The organism is Tianweitania populi (assembly GCF_014652875.1).
GTDB classification, from domain to species: Bacteria; Pseudomonadota; Alphaproteobacteria; order Rhizobiales; family Rhizobiaceae; genus Tianweitania; species Tianweitania populi.
The window spans coordinates 165,094-188,438 of sequence record NZ_BMZQ01000004.1 but is presented as its reverse complement, the minus strand read 5'-3'; the positions used below and the strand labels follow the sequence as shown (position 1 = coordinate 188,438).

At 62.3% G+C, this 23,345-nt stretch carries 22 protein-coding genes; 10 read left to right on the top strand and 12 right to left on the bottom strand.

Translation table 11 applies throughout. From position 1 onward, the window contains the following. Positions 1–5: 5 nt before the first annotated feature. Both IE166_RS18365 and IE166_RS18360 read right to left on the bottom strand, forming a co-directional pair. The gene (locus IE166_RS18365) at positions 6–944 is read right to left on the bottom strand and encodes a nucleoside hydrolase (protein WP_189506811.1); all 939 of its coding nucleotides are present in this window, start codon (positions 942–944) and stop codon (positions 6–8) included. Between the two features lie 11 nt (positions 945–955). Continuing rightward, complete coding sequence (locus IE166_RS18360) at positions 956–2,374, bottom strand: FAD-binding oxidoreductase (protein WP_189506809.1); 1,419 nt, start codon at positions 2,372–2,374, stop codon at positions 956–958. Between the two features lie 190 nt (positions 2,375–2,564). Here IE166_RS18360 and IE166_RS18355 point away from each other — a divergent pair, with 190 nt between their 5' ends. From IE166_RS18355 to IE166_RS18340, 4 genes are all read left to right on the top strand, one after another. After that, positions 2,565–3,308, top strand: coding sequence for a FadR/GntR family transcriptional regulator (locus IE166_RS18355; protein ID WP_189506808.1), 744 nt, complete (start codon positions 2,565–2,567; stop codon positions 3,306–3,308). Positions 3,309–3,341: 33 nt separating this feature from the next. Continuing rightward, complete coding sequence (locus IE166_RS18350; protein ID WP_189506806.1) at positions 3,342–4,337, top strand: MDR family oxidoreductase; 996 nt, start codon at positions 3,342–3,344, stop codon at positions 4,335–4,337. A 104-nt stretch (positions 4,338–4,441) separates the two neighbouring features. Next, positions 4,442–5,188 carry a guanitoxin biosynthesis heme-dependent pre-guanitoxin N-hydroxylase GntA gene (gene gntA, locus IE166_RS18345; RefSeq protein WP_244641577.1) on the top strand — a complete coding sequence of 249 codons (747 nt, stop codon included), beginning with the start codon at positions 4,442–4,444 and terminating at the stop codon, positions 5,186–5,188. Beyond that, positions 5,188–5,787, top strand: a complete 600-nt coding sequence (locus IE166_RS18340; protein WP_189506804.1) for a DUF1989 domain-containing protein — start codon at positions 5,188–5,190, stop codon at positions 5,785–5,787. The genes gntA and IE166_RS18340 overlap by 1 nt, the downstream gene beginning before the upstream one ends. A gap of 41 nt (positions 5,788–5,828) precedes the next feature. Here IE166_RS18340 and pcaF read toward each other — a convergent pair whose 3' ends face one another. The 8 genes from pcaF to IE166_RS18300 all read right to left on the bottom strand — a co-directional run bounded on the left by pcaF (position 5,829) and on the right by IE166_RS18300 (position 15,355). Then, positions 5,829–7,034 carry a 3-oxoadipyl-CoA thiolase gene (pcaF, locus tag IE166_RS18335; RefSeq protein ID WP_189506802.1) on the bottom strand — a complete coding sequence of 402 codons (1,206 nt, stop codon included), beginning with the start codon at positions 7,032–7,034 and terminating at the stop codon, positions 5,829–5,831. Then, the gene (locus tag IE166_RS18330; protein ID WP_189506800.1) at positions 7,034–8,980 is read right to left on the bottom strand and encodes a 3-hydroxyacyl-CoA dehydrogenase NAD-binding domain-containing protein; all 1,947 of its coding nucleotides are present in this window, start codon (positions 8,978–8,980) and stop codon (positions 7,034–7,036) included. The genes pcaF and IE166_RS18330 overlap by 1 nt, the downstream gene beginning before the upstream one ends. Positions 8,981–8,984: 4 nt before the next feature. Beyond that, a complete protein-coding gene (locus IE166_RS18325) occupies positions 8,985–9,419 on the bottom strand; it encodes a RidA family protein (protein ID WP_189506798.1) in 435 nt (144 codons plus the stop codon). 73 nt (positions 9,420–9,492) lie between these two features. Beyond that, positions 9,493–10,692, bottom strand: coding sequence for an acyl-CoA dehydrogenase family protein (locus tag IE166_RS18320; protein ID WP_189506796.1), 1,200 nt, complete (start codon positions 10,690–10,692; stop codon positions 9,493–9,495). Positions 10,693–10,695: 3 nt separating this feature from the next. Beyond that, positions 10,696–11,538 carry an enoyl-CoA hydratase family protein gene (locus IE166_RS18315; protein WP_189506794.1) on the bottom strand — a complete coding sequence of 281 codons (843 nt, stop codon included), beginning with the start codon at positions 11,536–11,538 and terminating at the stop codon, positions 10,696–10,698. Positions 11,539–11,605: 67 nt separating this feature from the next. Then, positions 11,606–12,379, bottom strand: coding sequence for an SDR family NAD(P)-dependent oxidoreductase (locus tag IE166_RS18310; RefSeq protein ID WP_244641576.1), 774 nt, complete (start codon positions 12,377–12,379; stop codon positions 11,606–11,608). Further along, positions 12,376–14,694, bottom strand: a complete 2,319-nt coding sequence (locus IE166_RS18305; RefSeq protein WP_189506790.1) for a bifunctional salicylyl-CoA 5-hydroxylase/oxidoreductase — start codon at positions 14,692–14,694, stop codon at positions 12,376–12,378. Before IE166_RS18305 ends, IE166_RS18310 begins: the two co-directional genes overlap by 4 nt. Before the next feature lie 142 nt (positions 14,695–14,836). After that, on the bottom strand, positions 14,837–15,355 hold the full coding sequence (locus IE166_RS18300) for a MarR family winged helix-turn-helix transcriptional regulator (protein WP_189506788.1): 519 nt from the start codon (positions 15,353–15,355) through the stop codon (positions 14,837–14,839). Between the two features lie 253 nt (positions 15,356–15,608). Between IE166_RS18300 and IE166_RS18295 the strand changes: the two genes are divergently transcribed. From IE166_RS18295 to IE166_RS18270, 6 genes are all read left to right on the top strand, one after another. Beyond that, positions 15,609–16,400, top strand: coding sequence for a cyclase family protein (locus IE166_RS18295; RefSeq protein ID WP_189506786.1), 792 nt, complete (start codon positions 15,609–15,611; stop codon positions 16,398–16,400). Between the two features lie 217 nt (positions 16,401–16,617). Next, positions 16,618–17,802, top strand: a complete 1,185-nt coding sequence (locus tag IE166_RS18290; RefSeq protein ID WP_189506784.1) for an ABC transporter substrate-binding protein — start codon at positions 16,618–16,620, stop codon at positions 17,800–17,802. 109 nt (positions 17,803–17,911) lie between these two features. After that, positions 17,912–18,715: an ABC transporter ATP-binding protein gene (locus tag IE166_RS18285; protein WP_189506782.1), complete on the top strand. Its 804-nt coding sequence runs from the start codon at positions 17,912–17,914 to the stop codon at positions 18,713–18,715. Next, entirely contained in the window at positions 18,712–19,440 is a 729-nt protein-coding gene (locus IE166_RS18280) for an ABC transporter ATP-binding protein (protein ID WP_189506780.1), read from the top strand. The genes IE166_RS18285 and IE166_RS18280 overlap by 4 nt, the downstream gene beginning before the upstream one ends. A gap of 5 nt (positions 19,441–19,445) precedes the next feature. Continuing rightward, positions 19,446–20,456 carry a branched-chain amino acid ABC transporter permease gene (locus IE166_RS18275; RefSeq protein ID WP_189506778.1) on the top strand — a complete coding sequence of 337 codons (1,011 nt, stop codon included), beginning with the start codon at positions 19,446–19,448 and terminating at the stop codon, positions 20,454–20,456. Between the two features lie 5 nt (positions 20,457–20,461). Next, positions 20,462–21,766 (top strand): branched-chain amino acid ABC transporter permease, encoded by a 1,305-nt coding sequence (locus IE166_RS18270; protein WP_189506776.1) that lies wholly within the window; start codon positions 20,462–20,464, stop codon positions 21,764–21,766. A gap of 5 nt (positions 21,767–21,771) precedes the next feature. Here the strand turns inward: IE166_RS18270 and IE166_RS18265 are convergent, their stop codons facing one another. Beyond that, positions 21,772–22,365 carry a UbiX family flavin prenyltransferase gene (locus tag IE166_RS18265; protein WP_189506774.1) on the bottom strand — a complete coding sequence of 198 codons (594 nt, stop codon included), beginning with the start codon at positions 22,363–22,365 and terminating at the stop codon, positions 21,772–21,774. Positions 22,366–22,513: 148 nt separating this feature from the next. Then, positions 22,514–23,341, bottom strand: a complete 828-nt coding sequence (locus tag IE166_RS18260) for an alpha/beta hydrolase (RefSeq protein ID WP_189506772.1) — start codon at positions 23,339–23,341, stop codon at positions 22,514–22,516. Positions 23,342–23,345 lie beyond the last annotated feature (4 nt).

The following is a 23,345-nucleotide window of genomic DNA, read 5'->3' as shown; positions in this document are numbered from 1 at the left end:
CAGTTTTAGCGAAAACTCGCCAGGCGTTCGGTGAGGAGGGCGAAGAAGCCGTCCGCATCGACATCGCGGATCCAGGTCGCGTTCTTTTCGCGCGAGGTGACGCCCCACCAGTCCACCACCGTCATACCGACGCATAGCTCAGATTCCGTTTCGATTTCCACATTGCAGAGCCGGCCCTGGTAGAGGTCGGGCCGCAGCAGCCAGGCGATGACGTTGGGGTCATGCAACGGGCCGCCATCGGTGCCGTACTTTGCCTCGTCGAACCGCTCGAAAAACTCCAGCCAGCCGGCAGCAGCCTCCGCCAGCGGCGTGCCGATTGCGCGGATGGCGGCGATCCTGTCGCGCGTGGTGAGAACCTTATGCGTGACGTCAAGCGGGACGATGGTCAACGGAACGCCGGAGCCCAGCACGATCGTCGCCGCTTCCGGATCGACCCAGATGTTAAATTCGGCCGCCGGGGTTATGTTGCCACCTTCGAACAGGCCGCCTCCCATGGCGACAATCCGGCGGATGCGCGAAGCGATATCCGGAGCGCGGGTCAGCGCGGTCGCGATATTCGTGAGCGGCCCGAGCGGACACAGTGTCACCGTGCCCGGCGCTTCGCGGCGTAGCGTCTCGATGATGAAGTCGACGCCGTGCTGGTTCTGCAGGGGCATGGTCGGGTCTGGCAACTCTGCACCATCGAGGCCGGTTGCGCCATGCACATGCTCGGCGGTGTGCAGCGCCCTCTGCATCGGCCGGTCGCAGCCGGCAAAGACCGGGATATCCGTGCGCTTCGCCAGGTCGCAGATCTTGCGGATGTTCACTTCGGTTAAGGACAAAGGCACGTTGCCCGCAACCGCCGTAATGCCCAGCACGTCGAGTTCCGGACTGGCCAGAGCAAGCAGGATGGCGAAGGCATCATCCTGCCCGGGATCGGTGTCGATGATAATCTTGTCGGCCATGGCCATGCCTTTCAGGGTAGAAGCGTTTTGTTGCCGTACGCTGCGGAGGTGGAGATGACGCGCTCGGGATTGAGAATGCCGGCGGGATCAAGGGCGCGTTTCAGGCGGCCCATTACGGCAAGTTCCGCCTCGCTTCGGCACAGATGCAGCCAATCCCGCTTGTCGGTGCCGATCCCGTGTTCGGCAGTGATCGTGCCGCCGGCCTCGGCGACCGCAGTCAGCACGGCCTTTGCGATATCAGCGCCTTCCTCGGTTTCCACGATGTAGTGCAGGTTGCCGTCCCCGAGATGGCCGAAGATGAAGGCGCGGGCCGTAGGATCGATGGCGGAAACACGATCGGCGGCCAGCTTAAGAAAGCGGTTGATTGCGTTTAACGGGACACCGATGTCGAAACCGTAAGACTGGCCTTGCGCATAAACACAGTCACTGACGCCGTCCCGAATTGCCCACAGCGTCTCGAACTCGCGTCCCGACGAGGACAGTATGGCGTCACTGCACAATCCGATCTCAACGGCGTCGCCGAGCGCGGCTTGGAAGCGCTCAAGATCGGCATCGGGCGTCTGTCCCTGGATATCCGTCAGCACATAGAGGCCGGCGCCCGGAGGCAGCGGCGGAACGATGCCCATATGCGCGATGGTGCCAGCGTAAACATCTGGAAAGATGATCTCGAAGGCCGCCAGCAGGTCGCCGATCCGCTCTCGAAGAAACACCAGCAGCTTGATGGCATCATCGACAGACCCGAGCGACAGCAGCGCCGCACGTTCGCTTTTTGGAGCAGGGCGTAGCCGCAGCTTTGCGCGCGTTACAACGCCAAGCGTGCCTTCCGACCCGACAAGCAACTGCCGCAGGTCATAGCCCGCATTGTCCTTAGGAAGGCCGAGCATGGAGTCAATGACCGTGCCGTCGGCCAGCACGCCTTCCAGTCCGGCGACCTGATCGCGCATCATGCCGTATCGCAAGACGCGGATACCGCCGGCATTGGTGGCAATCATGCCGCCGATGGAGGCGCTTCCACGCGCGCCGAGATCCACGCCGAACATGAATCCAGCTGCCTGCGCGGCCTCTTGCACCGCCTGCAGAGGAACACCCGCTTCCACCTCGATCGTACCTTCGGCAACATTCACCGCAGACATGCCGCGCATCCGCTCCAGCGAAACCGCCACTTCACCGTGGCGCGGCCTTGCTCCGCCGGCGAGACCGGTCAGGCCGCCTTGAATAACCACCGACTGGCGCAGCTTTGTTGCCGTTTGGAGGATCAACGACAAGTCCGCTGCATTCCTCGGGCGCAGCAGGAGGGAGGGTAAAAAGCCCGAAACGCGCGTCCCATCGCTGACGCTCGCGGGATTGACGTTTGCGCCCTCGACAAACGCATTCGCATCGAGGTGCGCACGAAGATACGCTACGAAATCCGATGACTTTTCAGGCGTCATGGATCACGCCGCGGTGGATCGCACGGACACTCATGCAGGTGAAGAGGAAGGTGAAGCCATTCACGCGGGCAACTCACAAGCGGCCAAGTTCAAATGAACGGTGAGACAAACAACCATATTTGTCAAACCTATATTTAAACTGGATTTGGCAGCTCGACCCTGCCATGTTGGGCCGCAAAGAGGAGCGAAGATGGTCCTGAACTATGATGGCGTGGTGCGCGGCAGCGTTGCCAAGCAGGTGGCCGACAGCATTCGCGAAGCCATTATGGACGGCCGTCTCAAGATGGATGAGCGTTTGCCGACGGAAGAAGAGTTGGCGCGCCGATTTGGCATTTCGCGGCCGACGGTGCGGGAAGCACTGAAGCGGCTGGCGGCGCAGAACCTCATTCAGTCGAAGCGCGGTCCGTCCGGTGGCACCTTCGTCATGCGTCCCGATCCTGCGGGCCTGTCGGGAACCATCACGGCCGCCGCGACGCTGCTGGTCGGCGTCGGCGCCTTTGATATCGATGAGATCATCACAGCGCGTCGGGAAACAGAAGCAATCTGCTGCCGCTTGGCCGCTGCCAACCGCAAGGAGGAAGAGCTTGCTGCTATGGAAGCCGAGATCACCCTTCAAAGCGACAGCGCGACGAGCGACGAAGAGTTCTGCGCTTCCGACGTTCGCTTTCACCGCGCTCTCGTGCGCGCCAGCCGCAACGGGCCGCTGGAACTCATGATGTATACGGTGATCGAGGCCTTCATCCCGATTACCAACATGATCGTGGTGCGCATGCGTGAGCGCCAGCAAATTGTGTCGCTGCACCGCGACATGCTGGACGCCGTGCGCCGCAGCGATGCCCCGGCTGCCATCACCGCTTTGGAGCGGCTGCTCGATTATTTGCGCGCGATGTACAACGCCACGCTGACCGCTCGCGCGGCACGCAGCGCCAGCTGATCACCCGAACCACACCGTATGGGAGAAGATGCCATGTCCGACACGTTCCGTGCTTTGGTTATCGATAATGTTGAAGGCAACCAGACTGTCGCGTTTCGCGATCTATCCAGGTCGGATCTGCCGGACCACGATGTTCTCGTCGAAATCGCCTATTCTACCCTTAACTATAAGGACGGTCTCGCGGTCAGTGGAAAGGGGCGCATCGCGCGGCGGCTTCCAATGGTCGCTGGCATCGATCTGGCCGGCACGGTGGTGGAAAGCCGCTCAGCCGACTGGAAGGTGGGCGATCAGGTCGTCGTCAACGGCTGGGGTCTGTCGGAAACCGAATGGGGTGGCTACAGCCGGTTCCAGCGCCTCAAGCCGGAATGGCTGACGCGCCTGCCGGATGCCTTCACGCCTTTGCAAGCCATGGCGATCGGGACAGCCGGCTATACCGCATCGCTGTGCGTCGATGCGCTCGAAGACTGGGGTCGCATTCAGCCAGGCGTAGGAGAGGTGCTGGTGACGGGTGCTGCCGGCGGCGTGGGATCGGTTGCGATCAGCCTCCTGGCGGCGCGCGGCTACAATGTCACGGCCGCGACCGGTCGGCCCGAAACACACGACTTCCTGCGCGGTCTTGGAGCTACCAACTTCATCAGCCGTGAAGATCTTTTAGCCAAGGGTGGTCCGTTGCAGAAAGAGCGCTGGACCGGCGGTGTGGATGCCGTCGGCTCGACGATCCTTGCCAATGCGCTGGCTCAGACAGTTCGGGGCGGGGCGATCGCCTGCTGCGGTCTAGCTGGGGGTGCTGATCTTCCCGCAACCGTTTTGCCGCATATCCTTCGCAGCGTTGCTTTGATCGGCGTCGACTCCGTCATGGCATCGGCGAGCCAACGTGATCGGGCTTGGCAGCGTCTTGCCCGGGACCTGGACCCTGGCAAGCTTGATACCCTGACGAGGGTAGAACCTTTGTCGAAGATCCAGGCCCTTGGCGACGAGATACTTGCGGGCAACGTGCGAGGCAGGGTTGTCATAGACGTCACGGCTTAGTTCCCGGCTTTCGCGCAGGCGCCGCCACTCCTGTCAGGAGCCCTTTGACCGGTCGGAACCATCCCAACCTCCATCGGTTCAGGGACTCCACAATAGGAATTTGTATGCGTACCAATCATGCTGTGCTCGAGCAGCCGATGTTGCCGAGCGCTGAAGAGCACTTGCGTGACTTCATTCTTGATCCCGAGTTTCCCTGTGTCGGCGCAAAGTCTGCGGTGCAGAAGGGGCGTATGACCGTTTATTCGGCTCGCGATATTCGCAGTGCCTGGAACGATGTCGAGATCCAGGATGCCTTGATGCATTTTGCCTGGGCTTATTCGGAAGACCCGACGCTGTTCACAAGTTTTGCCGTTGTGTTCGAGGGGCCTGACGATCTCAGCGAGTCCGAGTTCGAAACGGCGTTGTGGGAGCGCGTTCAATCCTTGGCCGACAAGGATGCCTGGCGTGGCCAGAAGCATGATCCGCGCGTCAGCTCAGATCCCGACGACCCGCATTTCTCTCTAAGCTTTGGCGGTGAAGCTTTCTTTGTTGTCGGTCTGCACCCCAATGCCAGCCGCCCGGCGCGGCGCTTTGACCGGCCGACGATGGTGTTCAACCTGCACGATCAGTTCGAAATGCTGCGGCAGCAGAACCGCTATGAGAAACTGCGCAAGGCGATCCTTGATCGCGACGTAAAGCTCGCCGGCGATATCAACCCGATGCTCGCGCGGCATGGCTCAATCTCTGAAGCGCGGCAATATAGCGGACGCGCCGTCAACGATGACTGGCGTTGTCCGTTCGGCCGAAAGGCGGAGGCGGAAGTGGTGCTTGAGCCCCAAAGCACCAGTGCGGCGAGCGAGGAGCGTTCGTGATGGATCACGCACACCACCATCATCACGTCATCCCGCCGCGCAGTGGCGACGCCTTTGAGATGAAGGCCGGACAGACGCTGACGGTGATCGACGCGCTTGGAGCGCAGGTCGCCGATCTCCTCGCGATCAATGCCGCCGACAAACGCGAGATGCTCTCATCCGGGCGCACGCTCGATTATGCTGAGCGCATCTATCTCACAACTGGCGACAAGCTCTATTCCAACCGCTCCAACGTGATGCTGGAGATCGTTGAGGACGATGTCGGCAGGCACGACTTCCTGCTGACGCCGTGTTCCGAAGCGACCTTCCGCATGTGCTATGACAACGAGCCGCCGCATCGCGGCTGCCTCGGCAATTTGGCTGCAGCGTTGCAGCCGTATGGTATTGAGGAAGACGCCATCCCGATTGCCTTCAACTGCTTCATGAACGTGCCAGTGGATGGCGAAACCGGCAAGCTGAAGGTCCTGCCGCCGCTGAGCAAGGCCGGTGATCGCATCGTTTTCGTCGCCAGAATGGATTTGATCATCGGGCTGACGGCATGCTCCGCACCTGCCAGCAACGGTGGCAGCTTCAAGCCGATCCATTACGAAGTGCGTTGAACCTTTAGTTTGCGTGCGCCACGCAAGGCGCACGCAGCGTGTCAGGGTTGTTCCAGCAACATTGCGATGCCCTGGCCGACACCGATGCAAAGGGTCGCCACAGCGCGTTGCGCTTTTCTGTCTGCCAGATCGATCGCCGTCGTCAGCGCCAAGCGCGCACCGGACATGCCGAGAGGATGGCCGAGCGCAATCGCGCCGCCATTCGGATTGATGAAGTCGCCATCGTCGGGAAGGCCGAGTTGGCGCAGGCAGGCAAGGGACTGCGCCGCGAAGGCTTCGTTGAGCTCTATGACATCGATGTCGCCGATGCCAAGCCCTTTGGTCGCGAGAAGCTTCTGCGTGGCAGGCACGGGGCCGATGCCCATGATCGAGGGCGCAACCCCAACGGTCGCCATGCCCGTGATCCGGGCCAACGGGCTCAAGCCGTATTTTGCAACGGCCTGTTCCGACGCGAGCAACAGCGCGGCCGCACCATCATTGACTCCGGAAGCATTGCCCGCCGTGACGGTTCCGCCCTGTCGGAACGGGGTTCCCAGAGCGGCAAGCTTTTCCAGCGTGGTTTGACGCGGATGCTCGTCTTGATCGACCGTGGCCGTCGTGCCCTTACTAGCTGGAACGTCTATTGGTGCGATCTCGCGAACAAAGCGGCCATTGGCTTGAGCCGCAAGCGCGCGTTCCTGGCTGCGCAGCGCGAAGGCATCCTGGTCAGCGCGGGAGATGCCGTATTGCGCAGCGACGTTCTCCGCCGTTTCTGGCATGGAGTCGATGCCATATTGCTTTTCGATCAGCTTGTTGACGAAACGCCAGCCGATCGTTGTGTCATGGATCTCGTTTTGACGGGCAAACGGCGTTGTTGCCTTCGGCATGACGAAGGGCGCGCGCGACATGGATTCCACGCCGCCTGCGATCACCAGATCGGCTTCGCCAAGGCGGACTGCGCGCGCGGCATAGCCGACCGCGTCCAGCCCCGAGCCGCACAGGCGGTTGATGGTCGTGCCTGCGGTTGTCGCCGTAAGACCCGAAAGCAGCACCGCCATGCGCGCGACATTGCGATTGTCTTCGCCGGCCTGGTTGGCACAGCCGAGGACGACCTCCTCGATCGCTTCGGCCGGTATCTGCGGGAAGCGCTGCATCAAGGCGCGGATGGGGTGGGCGGCAAGATCGTCGGTCCGCACCGATGAAAGACTGCCGCCATAGCGTCCGATGGGCGTACGCAGGCCGTCGACGATGTAAGCGTTACCAACCATCACTGAATTCCTGCCTGAACCATCGGCCCACCGCGCCAAGCGGGGTAGCCGTAGCCATTGATCAGAACGAGATCGATGTCGGACGCGCGCAGAGCGATGCCCTCGTCGAGGATCTTGCGTCCTTCGGAAACGATCCCATCCAGCACGCGCGAAACGATGTCGGCGGCTTCGAAGGGACGGCGGTCGATACCGGCGTCCCGCGACGATTGTTCGATGATAGCGGTCACTTCGGGATCGACCATGCGGCGGCCGTCCGGGTAGGCGTAGTAGCCTTTGCCGCTTTTCTGACCGAAGCGCCCGGCTTCACACAAGCGATCTGCGATGGTCACGTATCGCTTGCTCGGATCACGCGTTGCTGCGTTGCGCTTGCGGCGGGCCCAGGAAATATCCAGGCCGGCCATATCGTTGACGGCATACGGACCCATGGCAAAGCCATAGTTTTCAAGCGCCGCATCGATTTCGTGCGGCAGCACGCCGTCTTCCAGCATGAAGTCGCATTCACGGCGATAGGCTGTGAACAGGCGATTGCCGATGAAGCCTTCGCACACGCCGCTGATCACGCCTAGCTTGCCGAGCCGCTTGACGACGGCGAGGCCGGTTGCAAGCACGACCGGCGCGACCTGTGCCGTGCGAACCACCTCCACCAGCCGCATGATATTGGCCGGCGAGAAGAAGTGCAGGCCAAGGAACCGCTCAGGGTTTGTCACGACGGCTGCGATTTCGTCCGGGTCGAGATAGCTGGTGTTGGTCGCGAGAATGGCGTCCGGGCGAACGATGGTGGAGAGTTCGGCGAAAAGCTCCGTCTTCACCGCAAGATCGTCGAACACGGCTTCGATCACCAGATCGCAGGGAGCAAGCGCGCTCCGGTCGGCGAAGGTGCTGAGGCGACCCAGCTGCTCGGCGCGATCGACCTCGCTGATGCGGCCGGATTTTACGAGCCGCGTAAACAGTCCTTCGATGCGAACACGGCCGGCTTTCATCGATGTCTCGTCGCGCTCAACGACGCGCACCGTGTAGCCGGCGTGAAGAAAGGCGACGGCAATGCCAGCGCCCATCAGACCGGCGCCAACAACGCCGACGGTTTGAACGGCCCGCGGCTTGACCTCTTCCAGGCCCGGCACCTTTGCAGCAACACGCTCGGCGGCGAAGACATGCCGCAGCGCCTTGGACTGATCGGACTGAACCAGCTCGAGGAAGCATACGCGCTCAGCGGCCAGACCCTCAGCGAAGGACAACTGTGCGGCCTGGAGAACAAGGCGTGCGGCAGCAGCCGGCGATTGCTGTCCGCGCGCTTTCTTCTCCACAGCAGCAAACTGCTTTTGCGCTTCACCTTCATCGAAAGCCGGCATGGCGAGCGAACTGGTTTGGCGCGGTTCGCAGCCCACGAGACTGCTGGCGAGGGCCATGGCGGCGCTAATAAGATCGCCCTCCGCGACCACGTCGATGAGGCCGCAGGCTTCAGCTTCGGCCGTGTCCATGCGGCGGCCGCTGGAAACCAGATCCATCGCCAGTGGAACGCCGATCAAGCGTGGCAGCCGCTGCGTGCCGCCGGCACCTGGAACGATGCCGAGCTTTACTTCCGGCAGACCGAGTTCGGCGTCCGCGCTCGCCACCCGGCCGTGACAAGCGAGCGCCAGTTCCAGCCCCCCGCCCAAAGCGGTGCCATGGATTGCGGCGACGATCGGCTTGGACGAAGCTTCGATGGCACTGACCACGTCGGGCAAAAAGGGCTGCTGTGGTGGCTGGCCGAATTCCTTGACGTCGGCACCGGCTACAAAAGTTCGGCCGGCGCAACTCAGCACGATCGCGGATACCGTCTCATCCGAATTGGCTTGCGCCAGCGCCTGCATCAAGCCAGCGCGCACCGCGTGCGATGTCGCGTTCACGGGCGGATTGTCGATGATGAGATGGGCGATCTCGCCGTCTCGCGTCAGGGAAACAGCCATCGGGTCAGTCCGGAACCACGGCCGTCGCCTGGATTTCGACGAGCGCTTCGTCTTCCACGAGGCCGGAAACCTGAACCACGGCCATCGCCGGGAAATTGCGCCCGATCACGGCCTTGTAGGCGGCGCCAATTTCCTTCAGCGAGGCGGAATAGTCTTTGCGGTCCAGCACATACCAGGTCATGGTCGTGATGTGCTCAGGGCCGGCGCCGGCTTCGCCGAGAATGGCGACGATGTTTTCCAGCGTTTGCCGGACTTGGCCGGCAAGATCATGGGCTTCGAATTTGCACTGCCCGGTCCAGCCGATCTGCCCGCCAACGAAGACGATGCGACCCCGTGCTTCGATGCCGTTGGAATAACCGCGCGGCCGTTCCCAACCCTCAGGCTGGAGGATGCGGTTCGGCGAGGCCTTCGGCCGTTCGGACAGGTCGGTGACGCTCATGTCCTTCTCCATTCAGATGCTGGTTGTCGCTGCGCGGCGGAGCGGACAAGCGGTCGATTTTTGTGGGTGCAGGTCATGAGCGGGCCGCCTTCATCAATTCGCGGCCGATGATCAGCTTCTGGACCTCGGTGGCCCCTTCATAGATGCGAAGGGCCCGGATCTCGCGGTAAAGCCGCTCGGTAATCTCGCCGACGCGCACACCGCGCCCGCCAAACAGCTGCAGCGCCTGATCGATGACCCATTGCGCGTTCTCCGTGGCAGTCATCTTTGCCATGGCCGCTTCGCGCGTGATCGGCAGCTTCTGCACGTCGCGGCGCCAAGCTGTGCGGATGGTCAAAAGCGACCCCGCATCGATGGCGGTAGCCATGTCGCCGAGGGTACTTTGCGCCGTGGGAAGATCGCCGAGCGTCGCCCCGAACATCTTGCGCGATGTGGCGTGAGCGACCGCTTCATCCAGCGCGCGACGCGCGAAGCCAAGTGCGGCGGCCGCGACCGATGGACGAAAGATGTCGAGCGTGCGCATGGCGATCTTGAAGCCTTCGCCGGGCGTGCCGAGCATCTGGGCCGCGGGAACGCGGCAGTTCTCGAAGCGGATGCGGGCTAGGGGGTGCGGCGCGATCGTTTCGATCCGCTCAGCCACGACCAGGCCCGGCGCATCGGCGAAGACGACAAAGGCGGAGATGCCGCGTGTGCCCGGCGCTTCTCCGGTACGGGCAAAAACCGTGTAGATATCGGCGATGCCGCCGTTGGAGATGAAGATCTTCTCGCCATTCAGCACGTAGTCGTCGCCATCGCGGTCAGCCGTCGTCGCCATCGCAGCGACGTCCGACCCTGCTTCCGGCTCGGTGAGAGCAAAGCCCGAGATCAACTCGCCCTTGGCAATGCGCGGCAGCACGTCGCTCTTGATGGCGTCCGAGCCTGACAGGCTGATCGCGCCTGTGCCGAGCCCCTGCATGGCGAAGGCAAAGTCCGCCAGACCGTCGGCATAGGCCAGCGTTTCGCGCATTACGCAAAGGGCACGGCTGTCGATGATCTCGGACGCCCCGCCATAGACTGACGGCACGCATTGGCGCAGGAAGCCCGCGTCGCCCAGCCGCCGCACCAGTGCCTTGCAGGCATTATCCGCATCGCCATGGTCGATCTCACCCAGCCCGCCCTGTGCGATAAAGGCATCCAGCTGCCCGGCGAGATCGCGATGTTCTGGACCAAAGAAGGGCCAGTCCAGATGATCGCGTGATGGCGCGCGGGCGATGCTATGGGAATGATCCGCCATGGCTCAGTTGCCCTCGAAGGCCGGCTTGGTTTTTCCCGCGAAAGCCTCAAAGGCGCGGCGAAAGTCACCGGTCGCCATGCAGATCGCCTGCGCCTGCGCTTCCGATTCGAGCATCTCATCAATGCCCATCGACCATTCCTGATCGAGCATCTTCTTGGTCATGGAATGCGCGAACCAGGGCCCATCTGCCAACGTGCGCGCAAAGCGCTGAGCTTCCTCGATCAGGGCAGCGCGTTCATGCAGGGCGTTGTAGAAGCCCCAGGCATGCCCCTCTGCAGCGCTCAGAACGCGGCCGGTAAACAGGAGTTCTGCCGCACGCCCTTGGCCGATAATGCGCGGAAGAATGCCGCACGCGCCCATATCCGCACCGGCCAGACCGACGCGGGTAAACAGGAAAGCGGTTTTCGCTTCCGGCGTTGCCAAGCGGTAATCCGAAGCCATTGCCAGGATCGCCCCGGCGCCGGCGCAGATCCCATCCACTGCGGCAATCACCGGCTGCGGGCAGGCGCGGATCTGGCGCACGAGATCGCCGGTCATGCGGGTGAAAGCCAGGAGGTCCGGCATTGTCATCGTGGTCAGGGGCTCGATGATGTCGAACACATCGCCGCCCGAGGAAAAGTTGTTGTCAGCGCCGCGCAGAACCACAACACGCACATCGCTGGCGCGATGCAGCGAGCGGAACAGGTCGCCGAGTTCCTCGTAGCTTTCGAAGGTCAGCGGATTCTTCTTCTCGGGACGGTTGAGCGTGATGGTGGCAACGCGACCATCCTCGTCCGTTTCGAACAGGAAGTGGCTGGCCTTGTGGGTCTTGAACGGACGCTGCTTGTTCTGCATCGCGTTGGTCATCAGTTTTCCTCCGTTCCAGGCTGCATCAACCGCACCGTCATGCAGTCCCGCGCCCTTGTTCTTGATCCTACCCAGCCATCACTTCGCCGCCGGCAACCGCAATCGCTTGTCCGGTGATGGAACCTGCGGCCGGCGACACCAGCCATATCACGGCATGCGCCACCTCTTCAGGCGTCACCAATCGGCCTTGCGGGTTGCTGCGCGCGAGGCTGGCGCGGGCTTCATCCGCCGTCCGCCCAGTTTTGCCGGTAATCACGTCGATCGCCCCGTCCAGCAGCGGCGTGTCGGTGAAGCCGGGGCAGACCGCATTCACCGTCACATCCGTTTTCGCCAGTTCCAAGGCCAGGGCGCGGGTCAGTCCGATCACGCCATGCTTGGAGGCGCAGTAGGCAGAGACGTAGGGATAGCCGGTCATGCCCGCCGTGCTGGCGATGTTGACGATGCGGCCATTGCCGGCCTGTTTGATCGAGGGCAGGGCGGCCTGCGTGGTCAGGAAGGTGCCGGTGAGATTGATGCCCAGCACGCGATTCCACAGGTCCAAGCCCGTCTTTTCGAAGGGTGCCGATGGCGCTTCGCCGGCACAGTTCACGAGTACGGCGATTGGCCCAGCCTCGGCCACAGCACGCGAAACGCCAGCCTGCACAACTGCCTCGTCCGTGACGTCCAATCCGTCGAGAACGGAGCTCATGCCGCCGCTTGCCGCAATCTCCGTTGCCGCCGCTTGCAGCGGCTCAGCCCGACGACCGGCCAACGTCACCGCATAGCCCGCTTCTGCCAGTTTCAGCGCAATGACCCTGCCGATACCGCTGCCGGCGCCGGTCACGAAAGCATGGCGGCTCACCGCTTGGCCTCGGCTGCCGCGCGCTGCAGGTTCGTCACATACTGCGCACGCCCGGAGTGATACTGCTTGGGCCATTGCTGGCCTTCAAACCCGATCTTGGCCGCTTCGTGCAGAACGAAAGCGGGATCGGCCAAATGTGGTCGCGCTACCGCGCACAAATCCGCTCGCCCTGCCGCGATGATCGAGTTGGCATGGTCGGCCTCCGAGATCGCGCCAACGGCAATGGTCGGCACTTCGATTTCGTTGCGGATCTTGTCGGAAAACGGCGTTTGGAACAGGCGGCCATAAACCGGCTTCTCCTCGCTCACCACCTGGCCCGACGAGCAGTCGATCATGTCGGCGCCGGCATCCTTGAACATCTGCGCAAAGACCGTCGCGTCTTCCGGCGTGTTGCCGCCCTCATACCAGTCATGCGCCGACAAGCGCACGGAGATCGGCTTGTTTTCCGGCCATGCCGTCTTTACGGCCCTGAACACTTCCAGCGGGAAACGAGCACGGTTCTCGGCGCTGCCGCCATACTCGTCCTCACGCTTGTTGGTCAGCGGCGACAGGAAGCTCGACAGGAGATAGCCATGTGCGGCATGCAGTTCCAGCATGTCGAACCCGGCCGCTACGGCCCGCTTCGTGGCGGAAACGAAGTCGGCGACGACGCGATCCATATCCTCGCGCGTCATGGCGCGCGGTGTGTGGGATGCGGGCTTGTAGGGCAGGGCGGATGCGGAAATCAGGTCCCAGCCGCCTTCATCCACCGGCTGATCCATGCCTTCCCAGGCAAGCTTGGTTGAACCCTTACGGCCGGCATGGCCGAGCTGGATGCCGATCTTGGCGGGCGTCTGGGTGTGAACGAAATCAACGAGGCGCTTCAGCGCTGCACCCTGTTCGTCGGTCCACAGGCCGAGGCAGCCCGGCGTGATACGCCCATCAGGCGACACGCAGGTCATTTCAGGGAAGATCAACGCCGCTCCACCCATGGCGCGCGAACCGAGATGGACAAGGTGGAAGTCGTTGGCGAGGCCATCGGTTGCCGAATACATGGCCATCGGCGACATCACGATGCGGTTGTGCAGCGTCAGGTCCTTGATGGAATAAGGCGTGAACATCGGCGGCGGCACCTGTCCGTTCGCGCCCGGCTGAACGCCGGCCCGCTCTGCAAACCACCGCTCGTAACCTTCCAGCCAGATCGGATCACGCAGCCGCAGGTTTTCATGGCTGATCCGCTGCGAACGCGTCAGCATGGAATACATGAACTGTTCCGGCTCGAAATGCTCTGCATAGCGTTCGCCGACGACTTCGAACCATTCCATCGCATTGCGTGCGGCGTTCTGAATGCGCGCCACATCCACGCGCCTGATGTCCTCATAGGCGTCGAGAACGGCCGGGATCTTCTCGGCCTCATGGCCGGCAAGGTCGAACTGGCGGGTCAGCTCGATGGCGTCGTCAAGCGCCAGCTTGGTGCCGGAGCCGATCGCGAAATGCGCTGTATGCGCGCTGTCGCCCATCAGGACGACATGGCTGCTGCCGTTATGCAGGCTCCATTTGTCGCAGATCAGGCGGTTGAAGTTAAGCCAGGCCGAACCGCGCAGATGGCGCGCATTGCTCAGCAGGCTGTGACCTTCCAGCGTTTCCGAAAACACGGCCTCGCAAAACGCGATGGACTGATCTTGATCTATCTGATCGAGGCCATGCGCCTTGAACGTCTCTTCCGTCGTTTCAACGATGAAGGTCGAGGTATTCTCGTCGAAGCGGTAGATATGCGCTTGGAACCAGCCGTGCTCCGTACGGCGGAAGTCGAAGGTAAAGGCGTCATAACGCTTGTTGGTGCCGAGCCAGATGAAGCGGTTCGGCCGCACTAGGAGGTCGGGCTTGAAGACGGTCTCGTACTTCCTGCGGATTTTCGAGTTTACGCCATCGGCGGCGATGATCAGATCGGCATCGGGGAACTCGGTGTCGGAATCCACTTCGCGCTCGAACTGCAATTCTACGCCAAGCTCGATGCAGCGATCCTGCAGGATGTTCAGCATCTTCTTGCGGCCAATGCCGACAAAGCCATGCCCGGTTGTGCGGATGCGCCGACCCTTGAACAGAAGCTCGATGTCGTCCCAGTGGTTGAAGCTGTCTTCGATCACCTGCGCCGTTTGCGGGTCCCATTGCCGCATGGACTGCATGGTGGCGTCGGAAAAAACAATGCCCCAGCCGAATGTATCAAACGGCTTGTTGCGCTCGATCACGGTGATCTCATGCGCAGGATGCTGCCGCTTCATCAGCAGCGCAAAATACAGGCCGGCAGCGCCCCCGCCGATGCAAACCATCCGCATATGCTTCTTCCTTCGCTTCGATCCACGCAGAGCGGACCATCCAAGGCACCGCGAGGGTGGACCTCTTCGAAAGAAGTTTCAAGCTTAAAGTTTTTACCGGTCGGTGATTATTGCTGTGGCCACGAGCAGCGCTGTCAGACGCTCAGCGCTCTTGTGCCAGGCCCTGCCGCACGGAGATCTTGAGCTTGGCGAGCGCGGCCAGAAGCACATCCCGTTCTTCCGCCGACACGCCTGAGAACAGGTTGTTCAACCAGGCACGATGGCGTTCGGCCATTTCACCAAAGGCGCTGTGTCCGAAGGGCGTGAGCGTGACGATCTGCACCCGACGGTCGGAAGGCGAGGTCGTGCGCGTGATGTGGCCGCTTTCCACCAACCGCTCTACAAGAGCGGTCAGATTGCCCGCCGACACCATCATCCGCTTGGATATTTCGCCGAGCACCATGCCATTTTCGGCGCGCTCCAGCTGAGCCAGCAGATCGAAACGCGGCAGGGTGAAGTCGAACTCCTCGCGCAATCCGCGCCGAATCTCGGTCTCGATCAACGTCGTGCAGGTGAGCAGACGAAGCCACAGATGCGTCTCATCGCCATGCTTGTCGGGCGCATCGGCGATCTTGGTTTCGCCGTCCAGCCAATGATCCCTCTCGGTCTGATCCGCGGTCAACTTGCTTGTTTCCCTTGTTGCTACCGCTGTGCTTTGTGCCTGTGAGGCATAATCCCGAGCGCGGCTTAGCCGTTTCAGCACAGCCAGATCAACCTGCTTACATCTTGTCTTTGATGCTGGCACCGCAACAAGGATGTTTGCAGACGCATATTTTTATGCCTAGACTTTCTCCCGGGAACAAGCGGCACCCTTCCATCAACGAGATGCGGGTCGCGGACAAAGGCCATTGCGCCTGATTGAGGAGGCTCGACCGATGACGACTGCGACGACTCTGGGGCAACTCGCGGATCTGCTGGGAACAGGCGGGGTCGAGGTTGTCGATCTGACCGCCCCACTTGGCCCTGACACGCCGCTGTTGAAGCTGCCGCCGGAGTTCGCCAAGGACACGCCGAAGATCGAGATCCATCGCATTTCCGAATATGATCAGGACGGGCCATTCTGGGCCTGGAACTGGCTGAAGGTCGGCGAGCATTCCGGCACCCATTTCGATGCGCCGCATCACTGGATTACCGGCAAAGACTATTCGGACGGCTTCACCGACACGATCCCCGTCAAGAACTTCGTCGCGCCCGTCAACGTTATCGATTGCTCGGCGCAAACGGCGGAGAACCCCGACTTCCTGCTGACGGCCGACGGCGTGAAGGCCTGGGAAGCCGAACATGGCGCGATCAATCCGGGTGAATGGGTCGTAATGCGCACCGACTGGGACAAGCGCAACGGCTCCGAAGACAGCTTCCTGAACGCCGACGAGAACGGCCCCCATTCACCCGGACCATCGCCCGACTGCATCGACTATATTCTTCAACGCGGCGCGATCGGCTGGGGCACGCAATGCATCGGCACGGATGCCGGTGGCGCCGGCGGCTTCGAACCGCCATTTCCGGCGCACAACCTGCTGCACAAGAACAACAAATACGGCCTCGCCAGCTTGGTAAACCTCGACAAGCTCCCGCCTAAGGGCGCGATCCTCATTGTGGCGCCGCTGAAGATCGTTGGCGGCACGGGCAGTCCTGTGCGTGCATTGGCGTTGGTCACGAAAGTCTAGCCATCGCCCCTGCTGGACGCGTGCCGGCTCTCCCTTGCGGCTCGCCAACGCGCTAAACCATCAAAATTGTGTCGTTTCCGGTGAAGCGGCACAATGGCCTCTGGAAAAACAAGCCGGAATACTGCCTTGTAACCCGCGAAGTTCGACGTCGGCTCACAAGGGCTGCACGCATCGGTGGAATACCATCGGGGAACGATCGGGTGACAGGGAGAATGGTATGAAGAAGTTTCTACTCGTTTCTGCATCGCTTCTGGTGCTGGCGACGGCGGCCAAGGCTGAAGACGTCAAGATCGGCATCGAAATGGGCTTCACCGGCCCAATTGAAACGCTGACTCCGCCGATGGCGCAGGCGGCCGAACTCGTGATCAAGGAAGTCAATGATTCCGGCCTTTTCCTTGATGGCGCCAAGGTCACGGCCGTACGCGCAGACGAGACCTGCATCGATGCCGGTGCGGCGACAGCGGCGGCCGAACGGCTGATTACGGGTGACAAGGTGGCTGGTATCATCGGGCCGAGTTGCTCGGGTGCAGCCACTGCCGTTCTCACCAATGTCGCGGTGCCCAACGGCATCGTGTTGATTTCGCCGTCCGCCACTTCGCCCGCGCTTTCGACGCTGGAGGACAAGGGACTGTTCTTCCGCACGGCTCCGTCGGATGCACGTGAAGGCGAAGTGCTGGCGCAGATCATGCGGGACCGCGGCATCAAGAGCGTGGCGATTTCCTACACCAACAACGACTACGGCAAGGGCGTTGCCTCGTCCGTGCAGACCGCCTTCGAGAAGCTCGGCGGCAAGGTCACGCTGAGCGCCCCGCATGAAGACGGCAAGGGCGATTATTCGGCAGAAGTGGGCTCGCTCGCCTCGGCTGGCGGCGACGCGCTGGTTATTGCTGGTTATGCGGATCAGGGCGGTGCGGGCATCGTGCAAACGGTTCTTGATACGGGCGCCTTTTCCAAGTTCGCGTTTCCGAATGGCATGTGGGGTGCCAGCCTCGTCAAGCGTTTCGGCACGCAACTCGACGGCGCCTTCGGCAACCTGCCCGGAACGGACAGCCCGGGCGCGGCCAAGCTGATGGAAATGACGGAAAAGGCAGGCATTGCCGGGTCGGCGACCTTCGTTCCGGAAACCTATGATGCCACCGCGCTCATGCTGCTGGCCATGCAGGCTGCCAAGTCTTCGGCCTCGGCCGACTACAAGTCCAAGATCATGGACGTTGCCAATGCACCGGGCGAGAAGATCTACCCGGGTGAACTGGCGAAGGCGCTGCAGATCCTGAAGGATGGCGGCGACATCGACTATGTCGGCGCATCCGCTGTCGAGCTGATCGAGCCGGGCGAAAGCGCAGGTGCGTTCCGTGAGCAGGAAATCGAAGGCGGAGCGGTCAAGACCGTTAAGTTCCACTAAGATCTGACACAGAACGCAATGCCGGGCGGTCCTGAAGACTGTCCGGCACCGCCTTTATCTCTGTGCCGCAGTGCTCTTCGGCATCGAACTATCAGGATTGGGAGACTGGATGATCGTCGTCCAGGATATGATCAAACGCTTCGGCGGCTTCCACGCCGTCGATGGTGTGTCACTGGAGATCGCTCAAGGCGAGATCACCGGTTTGATCGGGCCGAACGGGGCAGGCAAGTCGACGCTCTTCAACCTGATTGCCGGCGTGCACCAGCCGACGTCGGGACGGGTGACCATGGCCGGCGAAGACATCACCGGGCTACCGCCGCATGTGCTTTTCTCTAAGGGGCTGCTGCGCACATTCCAGATCGCGCATGAATTCAGCTCCATGACCGTGCTCGAAAACCTGATGATGGTGCCAGGCAATCAGCAGGGCGAAACGCTTTGGAATGCTTGGTTTCGCCGCGGCGCCATCGCGCAGGAAGAGCGCCGTTTGCGCGACAAGGCGGAAGGCGTGCTGGACTTCCTCACTTTGTCTCACCTGCGCGATGAGAAGGCCGGAAACCTGTCCGGCGGGCAGAAGAAACTCGTCGAACTCGGCCGCACCATGATGGTCGACGCCAAGATCGTGTTTCTCGATGAGGTCGGTGCCGGCGTCAATCGCACCCTGCTGAAGACCATCGGCGAGGCGATCGTGCGCTTGAACAAGGAGCGTGGCTACACTTTCTGCGTGATCGAGCACGACATGGACTTCATCGCCCGTCTTTGCCATTCGGTGATCGTGATGGCGCAGGGCAAGGTTCTGGCGACGGGCGCGCCCGACGAGATCATCCGCAACGAGCAGGTGATCGAAGCCTATCTCGGCACGGGTCTGAAGAACCGGGCACTTGCGCAGCCTGAAACGGCAGCACTGACACTATGAGCCCCGACACAACACAGGCCGAGCCGTATCTGGTCGGCGAGGCGATGACCGGCGGCTACGGTGCCGCCGACATCCTGAAGACCTGCACCATCACCGCCGCGAAGGGCGAGATTGCGGTCATCGTCGGCCCGAACGGAGCCGGCAAGTCCACGGCGATGAAAGCGCTGTTCGGCATGCTGCCGCTGCGGTCGGGCTCGGTGCGGCTGGGCGGCGAGGATATCACCGCGCTCCAGCCTCAGCAGCGCGTCGCCAAGGGCATGGGCTTCGTGCCGCAAACCCACAATGTCTTCACCTCCATGACGGTGGAAGAAAACCTGGAGATGGGGGCCTTTCTGCGCCGCGATGATATCCGCAAGACGATCGAGCAGGTCTATGACCTGTTCCCCATCCTGCGCGAAAAGCGTCGCCAACCGGCGGGCGAGCTATCCGGCGGTCAGCGCCAGCAAGTCGCGGTTGGCCGGGCGCTAATGACCGAGCCGCAGGTGCTGATGCTCGACGAACCGACCGCGGGCGTCAGCCCGATCGTCATGGACGAGTTGTTCGACCGCATCATCGACGTGGCGCGCATCGGCATCACCATTCTCATGGTCGAGCAGAACGCCCGCCAGGCGCTCGAGATCGCCGATCGCGGCTATGTGCTGGTGCAGGGCGGCAACCGCTTCACCGGATCGGGGCGCGAACTCCTCGACAATCCCGAGGTGCGCCGCACCTTCCTCGGAGGCTGACGCAAATGGATGCCGCCAACGCCCTGGTCGCGTTCACCAACTATGTGCTTCTTCCCGGCGCAACCTACGGTGCGCAGCTGGCGCTGGGTGCGCTCGGCGCGACGCTGATCTACGGCATCATGCGCTTTTCCAATTTCGCGCATGGCGACACGATGGCTTTCGGCACCATGGCCACGATCCTGGTGACCTGGCTATTGCAGTCTATCGGCATCAGCTTCGGCCCGCTGCCCACAGCCCTGATCGCGCTGCCGGTCGGCATAATCGCAACTGCTACCTTTGTGCTGGCAACCGACCGGCTGGTCTATCGCCATTACCGCCGCAACAAGGTGCCGTCGATCATCCTCGTGATGGTGTCGCTCGGCGTCATGTTCGTGATGAACGGCGTGGTGCGCATGATCATCGGCGTGGACGATCGCCAGTTTGCCGATGGCGCGCGCTTTGTGTTTACCGCCGCGCAATTCAAGACATGGACCGGTCTGGCGGAGCCGATCGCGCTGCGCGTATCGCAGGTGATCTCGTTGATCGCCGCCGTCGTCGTGGTGGCTTGGCTCTACTGGTTTCTGGAGAAGACGCGCACCGGCAAGTCCATGCGCGCCTTTTCCGACAACGAGAACCTTGCGCTGCTGTCCGGCATCAATCCCGAACGCGTCGTCGCCATTACCTGGATCCTTGCCGCCGCTCTGGCAACGATCGCCGGCGTTCTTTACGGCCTCGACAAGTCCTTCCGCCCGTTCACATACTTCCAGCTTCTGCTGCCGATCTTCGCGGCAGCGGTGGTTGGCGGCCTGGGCAACCCGCTCGGCGCCATCGCGGGCGGTTTCGTGGTGGCGTTCTCGGAAGTCGCCGTCACCTACAGCTTCCGCAAGGTGGCGACCTACCTCCTGCCTGATGATTGGCAGCCTGATGGGCTGCTGCAGCTTCTGACCACCGACTACAAGGTCGCCGTTTCCTTCTCCGTTCTCGTGCTGGTTCTGCTGTTCAAGCCGTCCGGCCTGTTCAAGGGCAAAGCGGCGTGAGTGCGATGACGGGAACCCAGCGCAACCTCCTCATGTTCGGCGCCATGGCAGCCCTCATCGTGCTGACCGGCTTTACCCAGAGCTGGAACTCGGCCCTCGCCATCATCAATATGGGCCTGATTTCCGCGGTCATGGCGCTCGGCGTCAACATCCAGTGGGGCTATGCCGGCCTGTATAATGTCGGCACGATGGGCTTCGTGGCGCTTGGCAGTCTTGCGGCCGTGCTGGTCGGGCTCGATCCCGTCCCCGGTGCTTGGGAAGCCGGCGGTTTGCGCATCTTCGGCGCACTGGCATTCGGTGCGCTCGTGATCGCTCTTGCGGCCTTGATCTATCGCCGGATGGACCGAGGAAAGACCCGCGCTCTTGCCGTCGCTGCTCTTCTGGCTGGCGGCTTCATCCTCTACCGCTTCCTGCTCGATCCGGCAGTCGACGCAGTCGAAGCCATTAATCCCGCCGTGCAAGGCAATCTTGGCGGTCTCGGTCTGCCGATCCTGTTATCCTGGCCCGTGGGCGCTCTCTTGGCGGCTGGCGCCGGCTGGCTGATCGGCAAGACCGCGCTCGGCCTGCGCTCGGACTATCTGGCGATTGCTACGCTCGGCATCGCGGAAATCGTCATCGCCGTTCTCAAGAATGAAGATTGGCTGGCGCGCGGAGTCAAGAACGTCGTCGATATTCCGCGTCCCGTTCCCTACGAAGTGGATCTACGCGCCAATCCCGATTTCCTGTCCGTCGTGCAATGGTTCGGCGCCGATCCGGTCTCGGCCGCAGCCGTCGCCGTGAAGCTCTGCTACGCCGGGCTTTTCCTGGCCGTGCTGCTCCTTTTGATCTGGCTGTCTGAAGCCGCCCTCCATTCGCCCTGGGGCCGCATGATGCGCGCCATCCGCGACAATGAAGTTGCGGCATCCGCCATGGGCAAGGATGTCACGCGCCGCCATCTCCAAGTCTTTGTGCTGGGCTGCGCCGTCCTCGGCATAGCCGGCGCGATGCTCGCCACGATGGAAAGCCAGCTGACGCCCGGCGCCTTCCAGCCGCTGCGCTTCACCTTCCTGATCTGGGTGATGGTCGTTGTCGGCGGCTCCGGCAACAATTGGGGCGCAGTGCTCGGCGGTATGCTGATCTGGTACCTTTGGGTTCAGGTCGAGCCTTGGGGCAGCAGTTTGATGAGCCTGGTCACATCCGGCATGGCGGACGGCTCACCCTTGAAGCAGCATCTGATCGACAGCGCCGCGCATATGCGACTGCTGGTCATGGGCGTGATCCTGATCGTCGTGCTGCGCTTCCGCCCGGCCGGACTGATCCCCGGCAAGTAAGCGCTTCAGTCCGCTTCCTTCCAGCGCTTGACGAGATCGGTCTCGATGCCAAACAGATCGAGCACCCGGCCGACCGTATGGTCGACCAGCGCTTCGATGGTCTGCGGGCGCGGATGAAGCGCCGGCACTGGTGGCGCGATAATTGCACCCATTTCCGATAAAGCCACCATGGTTCGCAAATGGCCGGTATGGAACGGCGTTTCGCGCACCATCAGGACGAGCCGGCGACGCTCCTTCAGCACGACATCGGCCGCTCTGGTCAGCAGGTTCGAGGTCACACCAGTCGCGATCTCCGACATCGAGCGCACCGAGCACGGCGCGACGATCATGCCCATGGTGCGAAACGAGCCGCTGGCAATGGACGCCGCAATGTCGGCATGCGCATGAACCACGCTCGCAAGAGCGCGAACATCGGCGATCTTGAGGTCGGATTCATGTGCCAGCGTGATTTCAGCCGATCGCGACATCACGAGATGCGTTTCGATACCCACTCGCCGCAGCGCTTCGAGCAGGCGCACACCATAGATAATGCCGGATGCTCCGGAAATGCCGACGATGAGCCGCTGCGGTGGGGCTGCGGCGGGCGGAACGATCGTCATGCATTACCTCTGAAGATGCAGAGACGATCACGCCTCCGCTGCCACTCCAGTCAGAACTGGACCAGGCGGATCACAGGCGGGTGCATAGCGTGTTCTCGCCCGGTCGAAAATGGCCGATGCGGCTTCTTCGGTGGATTGCGCGACCGGCCTAGCCGAGCAGGGTTTGGGTGAGTGGATGGTCCGGATCGGCCAGGCCGTCGATGACGTTGAAATGGTGCCGGTCCGGTTCGGCGACACAAGCGGTGCTTGCGCCAAGCCCGATCCAGATATTGGCCAGGAGTTCGGATTGCCGCAGGAACTCCGCACGCTCGCCGCCGCCTACCCAGCAGGTCACGCGCGCACCCTCGATGGGAGCCAGAAGGGCAGGGCTCTCGCTGGCCGCCTCTGCTTCGTCGATCCGTAGCGCATCGTTCATCTGCGAGCGCATCAATGGACGGAGATCATGAAGGCCGGAAATCGGCACGGTATGCGCGATGCGCTGCTGCAGCGCTTGTGAAAGGGGCGATGTCGCGCTGACCATGCGCGCCACGAGATGACCCCCGGCAGAATGGCCCGTCAGCCGGATCGGTCCGTCCACAAGTCCCGCGGCGTGGGTGATCGCCGCCGCGATCTCGCGGGTGATGCCGGCAATGCTGGTTGTGGGGCAAAGCGTGTAGGACGGCATGGCTACCGCATAGCCATGCGCCAATGCTCCACCTGCCAGATGCGACCAGAAGCTCTTGTCGAGCGCCCGCCAATAGCCGCCATGCACGAAGACCACGAGCCCGGCCGGCTCGCCCTCGGGCTTGAAAAGGTCAAGCCGGTTACGTTCGCCCGAGCCGTAGGCGACGTCCATCTCAGCCCGTTCCGCCTGTTCCAGATTGCGCCGGAAGTTCGCTGCCGGCTCGACCCACGCGTCGGGCCAGCGGTCACCCCCGGGTATGTTGGGACCGTTGGCATAAGCGTCGTCCCAATCCCTGATATGGCGGAAGATCATGCTT